Annotated in this window: 17 protein-coding genes; 14 read left to right on the top strand and 3 right to left on the bottom strand. The window is 60.5% G+C overall.

From position 1 onward, the window contains the following. The first annotated feature begins 1 nt into the window (after window position 1). From kdsA to BerOc1_RS00230, 14 genes are all read left to right on the top strand, one after another. A complete protein-coding gene (gene kdsA / locus BerOc1_RS00295) occupies window positions 2-805 on the top strand; it encodes a 3-deoxy-8-phosphooctulonate synthase (RefSeq protein WP_071543732.1) in 804 nt (267 codons plus the stop codon). Beyond that, window positions 798-1,322 carry a KdsC family phosphatase gene (locus BerOc1_RS00290; protein ID WP_071543731.1) on the top strand — a complete coding sequence of 175 codons (525 nt, stop codon included), beginning with the start codon at window positions 798-800 and terminating at the stop codon, window positions 1,320-1,322. The genes kdsA and BerOc1_RS00290 overlap by 8 nt, the downstream gene beginning before the upstream one ends. Next, the gene (lptC, locus tag BerOc1_RS00285) at window positions 1,323-1,940 is read left to right on the top strand and encodes an LPS export ABC transporter periplasmic protein LptC (RefSeq protein WP_071543730.1); all 618 of its coding nucleotides are present in this window, start codon (window positions 1,323-1,325) and stop codon (window positions 1,938-1,940) included. Next, the gene (locus BerOc1_RS00280; protein WP_242652806.1) at window positions 1,924-2,805 is read left to right on the top strand and encodes an LptA/OstA family protein; all 882 of its coding nucleotides are present in this window, start codon (window positions 1,924-1,926) and stop codon (window positions 2,803-2,805) included. Before lptC ends, BerOc1_RS00280 begins: the two co-directional genes overlap by 17 nt. Further along, entirely contained in the window at window positions 2,806-3,531 is a 726-nt protein-coding gene (gene lptB / locus BerOc1_RS00275) for an LPS export ABC transporter ATP-binding protein (protein WP_071543728.1), read from the top strand. A 237-nt stretch (window positions 3,532-3,768) separates the two neighbouring features. Continuing rightward, the gene (rpoN, locus tag BerOc1_RS00270) at window positions 3,769-5,178 is read left to right on the top strand and encodes an RNA polymerase factor sigma-54 (protein ID WP_071543727.1); all 1,410 of its coding nucleotides are present in this window, start codon (window positions 3,769-3,771) and stop codon (window positions 5,176-5,178) included. 36 nt (window positions 5,179-5,214) lie between these two features. Continuing rightward, window positions 5,215-5,757 (top strand): ribosome hibernation-promoting factor, HPF/YfiA family, encoded by a 543-nt coding sequence (gene hpf / locus BerOc1_RS00265; RefSeq protein WP_071543726.1) that lies wholly within the window; start codon window positions 5,215-5,217, stop codon window positions 5,755-5,757. Window positions 5,758-5,759: 2 nt separating this feature from the next. After that, on the top strand, window positions 5,760-6,209 hold the full coding sequence (locus tag BerOc1_RS00260) for a PTS sugar transporter subunit IIA (protein WP_071543725.1): 450 nt from the start codon (window positions 5,760-5,762) through the stop codon (window positions 6,207-6,209). 20 nt (window positions 6,210-6,229) lie between these two features. Beyond that, window positions 6,230-7,111: an RNase adapter RapZ gene (rapZ, locus tag BerOc1_RS00255; RefSeq protein WP_071543724.1), complete on the top strand. Its 882-nt coding sequence runs from the start codon at window positions 6,230-6,232 to the stop codon at window positions 7,109-7,111. 2 nt (window positions 7,112-7,113) lie between these two features. Continuing rightward, entirely contained in the window at window positions 7,114-7,551 is a 438-nt protein-coding gene (locus BerOc1_RS00250; RefSeq protein WP_071543723.1) for a PTS sugar transporter subunit IIA, read from the top strand. A gap of 10 nt (window positions 7,552-7,561) precedes the next feature. After that, window positions 7,562-8,026: a PTS sugar transporter subunit IIB gene (locus BerOc1_RS00245; protein ID WP_071543722.1), complete on the top strand. Its 465-nt coding sequence runs from the start codon at window positions 7,562-7,564 to the stop codon at window positions 8,024-8,026. Between the two features lie 26 nt (window positions 8,027-8,052). Beyond that, complete coding sequence (locus BerOc1_RS00240; RefSeq protein ID WP_071544474.1) at window positions 8,053-8,727, top strand: PTS sugar transporter subunit IIC; 675 nt, start codon at window positions 8,053-8,055, stop codon at window positions 8,725-8,727. 335 nt (window positions 8,728-9,062) lie between these two features. Then, on the top strand, window positions 9,063-9,983 hold the full coding sequence (locus BerOc1_RS00235; protein WP_071543721.1) for a manganese-dependent inorganic pyrophosphatase: 921 nt from the start codon (window positions 9,063-9,065) through the stop codon (window positions 9,981-9,983). 374 nt (window positions 9,984-10,357) lie between these two features. Next, window positions 10,358-11,074 (top strand): PEP-CTERM sorting domain-containing protein, encoded by a 717-nt coding sequence (locus BerOc1_RS00230; RefSeq protein WP_071543720.1) that lies wholly within the window; start codon window positions 10,358-10,360, stop codon window positions 11,072-11,074. Window positions 11,075-11,250: 176 nt separating this feature from the next. Here BerOc1_RS00230 and dapA read toward each other — a convergent pair whose 3' ends face one another. Genes dapA through BerOc1_RS00215 form a run of 3 tightly spaced genes read right to left on the bottom strand, consistent with a single transcriptional unit; the run spans window position 11,251 to window position 13,318 of the window. Further along, window positions 11,251-12,132: a 4-hydroxy-tetrahydrodipicolinate synthase gene (gene dapA, locus BerOc1_RS00225; RefSeq protein ID WP_071543719.1), complete on the bottom strand. Its 882-nt coding sequence runs from the start codon at window positions 12,130-12,132 to the stop codon at window positions 11,251-11,253. Window positions 12,133-12,180: 48 nt separating this feature from the next. After that, the gene (locus BerOc1_RS00220) at window positions 12,181-13,041 is read right to left on the bottom strand and encodes a UshA-like (seleno)protein family 2 (RefSeq protein ID WP_420705222.1); all 861 of its coding nucleotides are present in this window, start codon (window positions 13,039-13,041) and stop codon (window positions 12,181-12,183) included. Between the two features lies 1 nt (window position 13,042). Next, window positions 13,043-13,318: an HU family DNA-binding protein gene (locus BerOc1_RS00215; protein WP_014321169.1), complete on the bottom strand. Its 276-nt coding sequence runs from the start codon at window positions 13,316-13,318 to the stop codon at window positions 13,043-13,045. Window positions 13,319-13,410 lie beyond the last annotated feature (92 nt).

Below are 13,410 nucleotides of genomic sequence, written 5' to 3'. Positions count from 1 at the left end.
TATGGCAGACCTGTATACCGCCAGCCGGTCCGGCCCGTTCATTCTGGCCGGACCCTGCGCCATTGAGACCAGGGAGATTGCCCTTCGGACCGCCGACGTGCTCGCCGGCCTGGCCGCCAAGCTGGACATCCCCCTCGTCTACAAGAGTTCGTTCGACAAGGCCAACCGGACCTCGCTGACCAGTTTTCGGGGGCCGGGCATGGAAGAGGGGCTCGCGATCCTGGCAGAGGTGAAGCGGACCACGGGACTGCCCGTGGTCACGGACATCCACCACCCGGAACAGGCCGCGCCCGTGGCCGAGGTGGCCGACGTCCTGCAGATTCCGGCCTTCCTCTGCCGCCAGACCGACCTGCTGGTGGCCGCCGCCGAAACGGGCAGGGTGGTCAATGTCAAGAAAGGGCAGTTCCTGGCTCCCTGGGACATGAAAAACGTGGTCGACAAGCTCCGCGCGGCGGGCAACGACCAGGTCTGGCTGACCGAGCGCGGCTCCACCTACGGCTACAACAACCTGGTGGTGGACATGCGCTCCATCCCGCAGATGCGGGCCTTCGGCGTCCCGGTGATCATGGACGCCACCCACTCGGTGCAGCTGCCCGGCGGGCTGGGCGGCGCTTCGGGCGGGCAGCGCGAATACGTGCCGGTCCTGGCCTCGGCCGCCGTGGCCGCGGGCGCGGACGGTGTGTTCATGGAAGTCCATCCCGACCCGGACAAGGCGCTGTGCGACGGCCCCAACTCCCTGCCCCTGGCCGAGGTCGAAACCCTGCTGAAGAGGCTGCTGGCCCTGTGGGAGATCAATCGTGGCTGACGCGACCGCCCTGGCGCGGAACATCAAGCTGCTGGTGCTCGACGTGGACGGCGTGCTCACCGACGGCGGCCTGTACTATGGCGACGAGGGCATCCTGATGAAGCGGTTCAGCGTCCAGGACGGCCTCGGCATCAAGCTGGCCCAGGCCGTGGGTCTGGAAGTCGGGATCATCACCGGCCTGGACCAGAAGCCGGTGGAGAGACGCATCACCGAACTGGGCATCAAACACTACTATGCGGGCCATCATCGCAAATTGCCGCTCTTCGAGCAGATGTGTGAGGAGGTCGGCGTCGCCCCGGAAGAGGCCGCCTACATGGGCGACGACTGGATCGACCTGGCCGTGATGGCCCGGGCCGGCCTGGCCCTGTGCGTGCCCAACGCGGTGCCCGAGGTGATCGAGGCCGCGGACTGGATGTCCTCCCGCAAGGGCGGGCAGGGCGCGGTCCGCGAGGCCATTTCGTTCATTCTCGAGGCCCGGGGGCTCAAGGAACAGGCCCTGCAGCGCTGGGTGGACTAGATGAGAGGGCGTCCTGCTCTGGTCCTGTTCGTCATCTTCGCCCTGGGGCTGCTTCTCGGCCTGGGCGTCAACGAGCTCTTTTTTTCCGACCCCATTCTGGAAACCCCGGACACTGTCGGGCAGGCGCCCGTCTCCCGCAAGGACATGTTCGCCGACGCCGACGTCTCGGCCGAGGACATCGAACTGGTCCAGGGCAAGGAGGGCAGCATGACCTGGAAGCTGTTGGCCAAGAGCGCCAAGTACAACCAGGAACTCGGCATTATCGCCGTGGATTTTCCCCAGCTGACCGCCTACTTCGGCGACGACCGCCAGGAAGTCTACGTCCAGGCCGATCGTGGCGAGGTGGACCAGGCCAATGACAACCTGACCCTGTACGACGGGGTCAGCGGCCGGTTCGGCGACATGGCCTTGGACGCCCAGCACCTTGATTATGTGGGCGCAATAGGTAAGGTGTATCTCAAGGGCGGCGTGACCGTGCGCCGCCCGGACATGACCGTCCAGGCCAAGGCCCTGGAGATCGACCTGGTCACGAGACAGATGGTGGCCGCCGGCGGCGTGGAAGCGCTGCTGGCCCCCGAAGGGCTGGGAAGGAGTCCTTTGAATGAAAACAAGGAATAAGACGTTGCTGAAAACGGTTCGCCATACGGGAATTCTGCTGATGCTGGCCCTGCTGCTGGTTCCGGCCCGGGCCATGGCCCAGGACTGGGGCGAGGTGCGCGAGGCCACGGTCAACCTCAACGTCCGCAAGGCGCCCCGGCCCGGAGCGGAGCACGTGGTCACCCTGGCCAAGGGGCAGCGGGTAAGGACCGACTTTCCCCAAAACGGCTGGCTGGCCGTGTTCGAGCTGGGCGAAAAGGACCGCGACCCGGCCAAGGCCGTGGGCTACGCCAACGCCAAGTACCTCAAGGTGATCGAGGCCGAGATGGCCGCGTCCGTTTCCGCCACCGCATCAGAGCCCGCGCCGACGCCTGCTCCGGCAAAGGATTCCGGCGAGGGCGAGCTCAAGGCCCCGGTGGCCGCGACGCCGCCCGCGCCCATCCCGGTGGGCGTGGACCCGAGCCGCCTGCCGGTGAAGATCACCTCCGACCGCATGACCTACGACGAGACCGGCAAGGTCATTTCCTTTGTGGGCCACGTGGTCGCCACCCACGGCGAGTTGACCCTATGGGCCGACAAGCTCTCGGCCTATCTCGCGTCCAGCACCGACAAGAAATTCTCCGCCGACAGCGTGGACCGCATCGTGGCCGACGGCAACGTGCGTGCCAAGAAGGGGACCACCGAGGGGACCTGCGGCCTGCTTACCTACCTGGTGGGCCCGCAACTGCTCAAGATGGAGCGGGATCCCAAGCTCCAGGACGGCCCCAACTCGTTGACCGGCGAGGTCATCAACTTTCACATCAAGGACGACCGGTCCGAGGTCATCGGCGGCAAGCAGCGCGTCAAGGCCGTCTTCATGACTCCCGGCAACCTGAAGGTGCAATAAATGGCCGAGGGTCTGCGCGCAACCAACCTGTCCAAGCGGTACGGTCAGAAAGAGGTCGTGCACGGCATCAACATCAAGCTCGACGCGCGCGAGGTGGTCGGTCTGCTCGGCCCCAACGGCGCGGGCAAGACGACCACGTTCTACATGCTCGTGGGCATCGTCCAGCCCAACACCGGGGAGGTCTCCCTGGGTGGCCACGTGCTCACGGACAAGCCCCTGCACGAGCGCGCCCGCCTGGGGGTGAGCTATCTGCCCCAGGAAAGCTCCATCTTCAAGAAACTGACCGTGCGCCAGAACCTGGAGATCATCCTGGAGCAGACCTCCATGACCTCGCGGCAACAGCGGGCCCGGGCCGACGAACTCATGGAGATGTTCACCATCACCAAGCTGGCGGACCAGGCGTCCATGTTCCTGTCCGGCGGCGAGCGGCGCAGGCTCGAAATAGCCCGGGCGCTCATCCTCGATCCGCAGTTCATCCTCCTGGACGAGCCGTTTGCCGGTATCGATCCCATCGCGGTCATCGACATCCAGGAGATTATCTCCGTGCTCAAGTCCATGGATATCGGTATCCTCATCTCGGATCACAACGTCCGGGAAACCCTGAATATCTGCGACCGGGCCTACCTGGTCTACGAGGGCACGGTCATCCTGGAGGGAGCCCCATCCGAGATCGTCAAGTCCAGCCGCGCCCGGCAGATATATCTGGGCGAGGATTTCCGGCTTTAGCCCGCCGTTTTCGTCTTTTTTTCCTCTTTCCCGATTTACACCGTTGCTAAAGGTTGGTACACTTTTTTCATATCATAATATGCAGGCGGAAATATTAATGTAAACAGGATGTTAACACAATTGTGTTGCATCCTTTAGTTCACTGTGGCATGGTTGAACCGGAAAAAATGTCTGGCGGTTAAAAAAAATTTCTTTATCCGGCAATCGATAAACACAACCTCAAGCGGGTAGCGCATCATGGGATTGGAACTTCGGCAACAGCTCAAGCTCTCACAGCAACTGGTCATGACGCCCCAGTTGCAGCAGGCCATCAAGCTGCTGCAACTGTCGCGGCTTGAACTGCTGGAGACCGTGCAGCAGGAATTGTTGGAGAATCCCTTCCTGGACGAAACCGAGACCGACACCGAGGTCCCGGACAAGACCGAGGTCCTGACCGAATCCCAGGCCGAGGAGGAACTGGTCCGCAACGCGGACTGGGAAAACTACCTGGGCGAATTTTCCTCCACCTCCAAGCAGGCCCTGTCTCGCGACATGGAGATGCCCGAGGAGGGCATGTCCTTCGAGGCCCGCCTGGCCTCGAAGCCCTCTCTGGAAGGGCACCTGAACTGGCAGATGCGCCTGTCCAACTTCTCCGAGCACGAGCTGGCCATCGGCGACGTCATCCTCGGCAATATCGACGCCAACGGCTACCTGCAGGCCACCATGGAGGAGTTGACCGCCATGGTCCAGGCCTCGGAGGAGGAGATCGAGTCCGTTCTGCGCCGCATCCAGCACCTGGACCCGGTCGGCGTGGGCGCCCGGACCCCGCAGGAGTGCCTGCTGGTCCAGATGGAGGTCCTCGGATATGACGACCCGATCCTGGTCTCCCTGGTCAGCGACCACCTGGAGGACCTGGAGAAGAATCGTTACAAGCCTCTGGCGCGCAAGTTCAAGATCACCATGGACGAGCTCAAGTCGTACCTGGATCTGATGCAGACGCTCGATCCCATGCCGGGTGCCAACTTCTCCAGCACCGAGCCGCACTACGTCAGCCCGGACGTGTTCGTCTACAAGTACGGCGAGGACTTCGTCATCATCCTCAACGAGGACGGTATGCCGAGGCTCCAGATGAACACCTTCTACATGGATTCCATGAAGGGCGCGGCCGACAAGGAGAAGGAATATTTCCAGGAAAAGATGCGTTCCGCCGCATGGTTGATGAAAAGTCTGTACCAGCGGCAGCGAACCTTGTATAAAGTAGTTGAGAGCATTGTCGGCTTCCAACGGGCATTCTTCGAGGAGGGCGTGACAAAGCTCAAACCCCTCATCCTCAAGGAGGTGGCGGAAGACATCGAGATGCACGAATCCACCGTGAGCCGGATCACGACCAACAAATATGTCTCGACCCCTCACGGCATCTTCGAGCTGAAGTTCTTCTTCAACTCGGCCCTGGACCTGAACGACGGGTCCCAGGTGGGTTCGGAGAGCGTCAAGGCGCTCATTAAGCAAATGATCGCAGATGAAGACACGAAGAAACCGCTCAGCGACGAGAGGATAGGCGAGATCCTCCAGGAAAAGCTGGAAGTGAACATCGCCCGGCGCACGGTCGCCAAATACCGCTCGGCCATGGGCATAGCTTCGTCTTCGAAACGAAAGCAGTACTTCTAGGGGCTGCTTGAAGCACTCTCAACCAGGAGGCAGCGTATGAACATCAGCTTCACTTTCAAGAACTTCGAGCCTTCCGATCACCTCAAGGGTTATGCGGAAAAGCGTTTTGAAAAGGTAGCAAGATACGTTTCCGATGCGGAGGCCGATCTCCAGGTCAACCTGCTGGTCGACAAGTTCCGCCACAAGGCGGACGTGATCCTGAACTCGGATCGCATACATATCTCGGCCTATGAAGATTCGGAGGACATGTACTCCACCATCGACATGGTCCTGGACAAGCTGGAGGCCCAGCTGCGCAAGATGCGCGAAAAGATGAAGAATCGCCCCAGGCAGGCGCGTCCCAATAAGATGGTGCAGATGAACTACCTGTCCTACGAGGACATCGCTCCCGGTTCAGCGCCCACCATCGTCGGCACCGACGCATACGAGCCCAAGCCCATGTCCGTGGACGAGGCCGCCATGCAGCTGGATGCCCGTGACAACGAATTCCTGGTCTTCCTCAATGCGGAGACCGACGGCGTCAACGTGATATACAAGAGAAAGAACGGCGATTACGGCCTCATCGACCCCGGAAACTAAGCATGAAACTCAGTGATTACCTGGCGAAGGAGCTGATCCTTCCCGAACTCGAGTCCGCAACCAAGTCGGACGTATTGAATGAACTCGTCGCCCCCCTGGGCGTACAATATCCAGAGATGGACACGGACCATGCGGTCCGTGTCCTTCTCGATCGTGAACGGCTCGGTTCCACCGGCATCGGAGACGGCATCGCCATCCCTCACGGCAAGCTTGAGGACCTGGAAAAGGTCATCGTGGTCGTGGGCCGCAGCCGCAAGGGCGTGGAATTCGAAGCGCTGGACCACGCCCCGTGCACCATCTTTTTCCTGGTGCTCGCCCCGGAACAGGTGGCGGGCATGCATCTGCGCGTCCTGGCCCAGATCTCCCGCCTGCTCAAGGACGAGGAATTCCGCAAGGCGTTCCTGTCGGCCGATGACCTTGAGGGCCTCTGGGCCCTGCTCAAAAGCGTGTAACCGAAGGGACGGAATCCGTTGTGACCTCGACCAACCCCTTCCCGGTGGTGATCGTCACCGGACTCTCCGGCTCGGGCAAGAGCACCGCGCTCAAGGTCTTCGAGGACCTGGGGTTCTTCTGCATCGACGGGCTCCCGTCCGAGATGTCGGCCAAGCTGGCCGACCTCATCCTCTCGTTCGACACCAAATACCGCGGTCTGGCGCTCGGCATGGACCTGCGCCAGTTCGAGTTCGTGGACGGCTGGAGCAAGGCGCAGGAAGGGTTCGCTCAACTCGGCATCACCCCTCAGGTCCTGTTTCTCGAGGCCAAGATGGCCGAGCTGGTCCGCCGCTACGCCACCACCCGCCGCCCGCATCCGCTGGAATCACGCAACCTGGGCCTCGAGCAGGCCCTGGAGATGGAAAAGAAGCTTCTGGAGCCGGTGCGCCTCGGAGCCGTTCTGGTCCTGGACACCACGGATTATTCCATCCACGACCTGCGCCGGGTCATCCAGACCAAGTGGTCGTCCCTCAAGGACGTGAGCAAGGGCATGCGGGTGCACATCATCACCTTCGGCTTCAAATACGGCGTGCCGTCCGAGGCCGATCTGGTCTTCGACCTGCGCTTTCTGCCCAACCCCTATTTCGACAAGTCCCTGCGCCCCCTGTCCGGCCAGGACAAGGCGGTCGCCGACTACGTCCTGGGCAACCCCACGGGCGAGGGGTTCATTAAGCGGTTCCATGAATTTCTGCTTTACATCCTGCCGCTTTATGCCGAGGAAGGGCGTTATCGGATCACCCTGGCCCTGGGCTGCACCGGCGGCCGCCACCGGTCGGTTTCCGTGGCCGAGTCGGTACTGGCAACCCTGAAGGAAAAAGGGTATACTGTTTCGATCGAACATCGACACATGGAACTCGGTTAGACATGGTTGCAAAGACTGACAAAAAGGACGGCGTGATCGGCGTGGTGCTGGTCACCCACGGGACCTTCGGCGAGACCCTGCTTCAGGCCGCCGAAACGGTCATGGGGCCGCAGGAGAACTGCCTGGCCGTGGGCGTCGACGTGAACAAGGGCGTTGACGAGACCCTGGAAGGCGTGCGCAAGGCGATCCATTCCGTGGAGCAGGGCAAGGGCGTCCTGGCCTTGACCGACCTGTTCGGCGGCTCTCCCACGACCATGTCCCTGTCCCTCATGAAGTCGGAAAATCTCGAAGTCATCACCGGCGTCAACCTCCCCATGGTCGTGGCGGCCCTGCAGGCCCGGTCCATGAAGCTGCCCGAGCTGGCCGAAAAGGTCATGAACGCGGGCCAGCAGGGGATCAAGGTGGCCGGGGCGATGCTGCGCAAAAAAGCAAAGAAATAGGTATGATGCCGTGACTCTCGTTCGTATCGACAACCGCTTGATTCACGGCCAGATCATCGAGACGTGGCTGCCATACACCGGAGCCAAGAACGTCGTGGTGGCCAACGACGAGCTGGCCCACGACATCCTCCAACAGGAAATCATGTCCCTGGCCATCCCACAGGCCGTGAAGAGCTCCTTCGTCACCGTGGAAGAGGTGCCCGCGATCATGTCCCGGCTCTTCTCAGCGCCCGGAGACCATGACTCCATCATCCTCTTTTCCAGTTGTGCCGATGCCCGTCGCGCCTTTGATTCCGGGTTCGATTTCCATGTCCTGAACATAGGCAACGTCCACTACAGCCCGGGCAAACGCCAGGTCTCCCCGAGCGTGGCCCTGTCCGACGAGGACGAGACCTGTCTGCGCCACCTGAACCGCAAGGGCGTGGAACTGGACTTCCGGTGCGTACCCAACGATCCCGTGCAGGTGAGGTTCTAGGCCATGGTCGTTCAGCACACCTTCGCCTGGTTCGCCATGGTCGCTTTTTTTTTGCCCTGTTTTCCCAGTTCCGCTCGTCCCTAAGCATCGGCCTGCTTGAGCGCCCCCTGGTGGTCGGCTTCTTCTGGGGCGCGGCCACCGGCGAGTACACCACCAGCCTGTACATCGCCATCTTCTTCGAACTCTTCTGGCTCGACCTCATCCCGGCCGGGACGTATATTCCGCCCCAGCTCACGGCGGCCACCTTTTCGGCCCTGGCCCTGACCACCTGGTTCGGCCTGGATCAGCCGTCACGGATCATGTTCGTGCTCTTTGCCAGCATGCCGTTGGCCTGGATCGGCACCAAGGTGGAGGGGTGGCTGCGAGAACGGGAGCAGGGGAGCTACAACGCGCTGCTCAACTGGGCGCGCAACCCGGACTCCAAACACCTGCCCGGCACGCTCATCCTGCGCTCCATGGCCAGGGGGCTGGTCATGAGCTGGGCAAGCTTCCTGGTGGCCGTGCTCATCCTCAAGCAGGGATTCGACCTTGTCTTCTCCGCGTATCCGAGCATGTTTCCGCCCTTGGGCGTGACCTGGGCCCACCTTTGGGTGGCCGCTTCGGTCGGCGGCCTCATGGCCCTTCGCCTGAAGCGGGCTTACGCCATCCTGGCGGCGGGCGTCATCCTCTTTGCCCTGTACCGCTTCCTGCCAACCTTGTAAGGAGTCCGCTCCAGACCTCCCGGGACGTCTCCGGACGCGATAACGTCGCTGGAGCAGGGGCTTGGGATCATCTTCACATTGTCGGGACCATCCGGCTTGCGTTCGACTGGCTTCAACAGGTGATGCGCAAACCTGTTCATCCCCGCCGGAAGCGTTGCAATCCGGGGCTTGTGGCGGATCTATGGCATTCCGGCGACGGGCCCTATTCATTTCACGCTTTTCTCGTTCGGACTGCGCTTTTAGCTTGGCAGTCGATGTGCTTTGTGATATCTGTCACATTCTGTTTTCAATGCTCAATTTCCTTATACGGGATAATTTAATTAGGAGGACTTGATATGGCTATTTTGGTTGTTGGACACAAGAACCCCGATACCGACACCGTCGCTTCCGCGCTCGGTGCCGCCGATCTGTACAGCAAACGTGGTATGGAAGCCAAGGCCGTGACTCAGGGCGAGATCGCCCCGGAGACCGCCTTTGTGCTCGAGAAGTTCGGCTTCGCCGCTCCCGAGATCGTCACCGACGCCACCGACAAGCAGATCATCCTGGTCGACCACACCGACATTTCCCAGACCATCGACAACCTGGACAAGGGTGAGCTCCTTGCCGTCGTCGACCACCACAAGCTGGGCGACATCACCACCGCCGGTCCGCTGGAAATGTGGGTCTGGCCCGTGGGCTGTTCCGCCACCGTGTTGAAGTCCATGTACGACTTCTACAACGTGGAGATCCCGGCCAACATCGCCGGTATCCTGCTGTGCGCCATCCTGAGCGACACCGTCATGTTCAAGTCCGTCACCTGTACCGACGCCGACAAGGCCGCCGTCGAAGCCCTGGCCAAGATCGCCGGCGTGAGCGACGTCATGGCCCTGGGCATGGAGATGTTCAAGGTCAAGTCCGCCGTTGACGGCGCTCCCGCCAGCGAGCTGGTCTTCCGCGACTACAAGGACTTCGACATGTCCGGCAACAAGGTCGGCATCGGCCAGCTGGAAGTGGTTGACCTGTCCATGCTTGACGCCCACAAGGACGCCCTGCAGGCCGAGATCGAGAAGGTCAAGGCCGACGGCCGCCACTCCGTCTTCCTGCTCCTGACCGACATCATGAAGGAAGGCTCCGAGATGCTCATCGCCTCCGACGATCCTTCCGTCGTCGAGAAGGCCTTCGGCATCGCCACCAAGGGCGAGCCCGTCTGGCTTGACGGCGTCATGAGCCGCAAGAAGCAGGTCGCCCCCAACTTCATCAAGGCCTTCGAAGGCTAAGCTGTAACAAGCTGATAGAGTGCGCAAAGTCGGGCCCGCCAGCGTTGTGCTGGCGGGCCTTTGCTTTGCCCTTTTTTGATCCATACCGAGAAATACGTCGTATCGCCGTGCAACTTGTGCGGGCTGGAGCAATTGTCGCTCCTTGTTCGTGTTCCTGTTTGTCTTGATTCGTATTGCACGCGCAAGGGATAAAGAAGTGTAAGGTTTTCTTTCGGCAACAGGGCGATTGTGTAAAGTCTGCCGACAATATTTTCAGTTTTAAACAACCAGTTTATTGAAATACATAGGGGTTTTATTTGGCATGTGCCTTGCTTTGTGAATATGTTGTCAAATGTCTTCCGGTCCTGGTCACTCTATACCAAAAGGCGACCCCTATGCAAAAAATTCTGTTGTCTCTTGCCATCTGCCTGCTGTTGATTCCCAACATGGCCAACGCCAGCGTTTTTACCTTTGATGATGACTCCGAACTCTCGTCATGGTACCCCGACCGTACCGCTCCCGACCAGTTCGAGACCACTCCGGACGGCCGTCTCGTCATCGGTATCGCGCCTCCCGTGCCCAGCCAGGAATTCTATCAGACCAAAGAAAAGACGGACATCGGCACGCCCGCCACGGGCAAGATGATCATCGGCGACCTGTTTGTCGACGCCGCTTGGCATGACATGCGCGCGGGACTGTGGGGAACCTCGAGCGTCGGCGGTGTGACCGGCTGGCCGATCATCAGTTGGCACAATCTGACCGACAGCTACGGATTTCATGTCTGGGATCTGAATCATTGGGTCGCGGTCGGCCAGGATTTAACGGACGAAGACGCTTGGTATTCACTGGGAATGGCCATCACCGGCAGCGCCATCGACTACTACATCAACAATTCGCTGGTATACAGCTCCTCTCTTTTCCTTCCCACGACGATCGATGAGATCATCTTGAACACCAAAACATCCTTCGCTCAGGAATATACGGTGTTATGGGACAATGTCGGCGTGGTCGACGCGCCGACGCCCACTCCCGAGCCGTCCACGTTCCTCCTGCTCGGTGTTGGACTCGCCGGTCTGCTGTCTGTCGGAAGAAAAAAGTTCGCCAATAAGTAAAGCGATTCGCCGAACAAAAGAAAGAGGCACCCATCAAGAAGGGCGCCTCTTTCTTTTTGTCGGAGGCTGGACACCAAATCAGAAAGGTGGCGGCATCAAAAAAGGGACGGCTTGGACCGTCCCTTTTCCGGGAGATGACGAAAAAAGGCCCCGGCTGTGAGCCGAGGCCTTGGATATCACAAAAGACCGGCGGTTTTCAGCACGGCTTCCAGTTTGGGTTTGTTTTCGTCCTGCAGAGGGACGATGGGCAGTCGGAACTGGGCGTCCTTGAAAATGCCCATCATGGCCAGGGAGGACTTGACCGGGATGGGGTTGGTTTCCATGAACATGGCCCGGTTGACCGGGGCCATTTTGAGGCTCAGTTCGAGCGCCTTTTCATGGTCCTTGGCGAAAAAGGCGTGGCACATGGAGCTCATGGCCTTGGGCATAATGTTGGAAATGACCGAGATGACGCCGACGCCGCCCACAGCCAGCAAGGGCAGGGCGGTGAAATCGTCGCCGGACAGAAGCATGAAATCCCGGCCGCAAAGCTCCACAACTTCGGCGCCCTGGCACAGGTTGCCGGTGGCTTCCTTGACCGCGATCGCTTCGGGCACGGCGTCCTTGATCATCTTCAGCGTGGACGGCAGGCAGTTCAGGCCGGTCCGCCCGGGCACGTTGTATATGACCATGGGAAGGGGGGCCGCCTGGGCGATGGCCTTGAAGTGGGCCACCAGGCCGCCGGGCGTGGGTTTGTTGTAGTAGGGCGTGATCTGCAGGGTGGCGTCGGCCCCGGCGTCCTTGGCCATCTTGGTCAACTCGATGGCTTCCTTGGTGGAGTTGGACCCGGCCCCGGCAATGACCGGCACGCGGCCTTTGGTCTGCTCGACGCAGATCTTGATGACCCGTCCCTGTTCCTCGTGGGACATGGTCGCCGCTTCGCCGGTGGTGCCGCAGGGCACCAGGCCGTCAATACCCTGCTCGATCTGCCATTCAATGAAATCGCGATAGGTCGATTCGTCGACCTCGCCATCCTTGAAGGGCGTCGAGAGAGCGGTGAAAGCTCCTCGTAATTCCATCGTCATCTCCTCCTGAAGTATACTTATCCATCCGAAAACGTTGCCGCTTTATTGAAAAAAAGCATCGATTTCCGGATTGTCCACAATCGTGTCGTTCATACCTATGGAAGCCGATGTATAATTCTTCGCTTCTTCCCAGGCAAATGAATTTTCTCTTTTGGGCCATTGCAGGACGTTTACCTGGGCCAGGCTGCGGCCCTTGTCGTAAGGCCTGACCCAGAGGCAGCGGCCGTCGGCCTGGATGCGCCCGTTGATGCCGGATCCGCCTCCGCTACCCAAAAGCATGTCCGGGACCTGGGCCGGGTTCGACTTGAGGTAGTCGCTCTCGGCCACCCAGCCCCAGTCACACAGACCGATGAGCAGGTCCACCTTGCCCCGGTACGCCTTGATCTCCTTGGAGAGCTTGGCGATCAGGGCCTTGGACGGCCCATCGGCGTCCGCGGGCAGGGACGGGTAGCGCAGGAAGCCGACCTTGCGGCCACCGGCCACCTCCCGCACGGTGAACGGCTCTTCCTCGGCCGTCTTCTGCCACGGCCAGCGGGGCACGTCGTCCCCGGCAAGCTTCTCGGCCTCCCGGGCAGTGAGCAGCCCCACGTCGTAGTGCATTTCGTTGAACGCCTTGCTCAGGGCGACCATGGTTCTGGTCAGTCCCGGATTGCCGTTGGGCCGGAAAAATTCCCAGCCGCCGGAAACCAGCAGCCTGGGGGCGTCGTTTTGTTGAACGTCCATAAAATACGTGGCCCGACGGGCCACCCCTCCGAGGGTCTTGCCGCCTCAGGTAGGGCATGGCCGCACCGCGCCATACGTATTTGCCGAGTAAAGGATGGTCAAAACAGAACCCTGCGCCCGGGCATCGCCGCACACAAGGATCAACGTTGCCAGAAACAGGCAATATGTGAGTCGTCGCATCCTACTGGTTGATGTATTCCTTCAACTCTTTGCCAGGACGGAAGAAAGGAAGTTTCTTGGGTCTGACCTGGACGACGGTTCCGGTCTTGGGGTTGCGTCCGGTGTACCCTTCGTAGTCCTTGATCTTGAAGCTGCCAAAACCGCGAATCTCCACGCGATCGCCCCGAAGCAGGGCTTCCTTGACGGAATCCACGAAGGCGCCGACCACCTTGGTGGCCTCGTCCACATGCATTTTTTTCTGTTCTGACAGAGCCTTGATCAATTCGCTCTTATTCATGATGTTCCCCCTGAAACATATGTTTCCCGCAGGTTCCGTGATTGGTCCTGTGAGGTCACAAAAAAGGAATCAGTCCGAAATTCTCACTAACT

Origin of the sequence: Pseudodesulfovibrio hydrargyri (assembly GCF_001874525.1) — a bacterium.
GTDB lineage: Bacteria > Desulfobacterota > Desulfovibrionia > Desulfovibrionales > Desulfovibrionaceae > Pseudodesulfovibrio > Pseudodesulfovibrio hydrargyri.
Note: the sequence above shows the minus strand (reverse complement) of the source record. Positions and strands in the feature narration are given on the sequence as shown.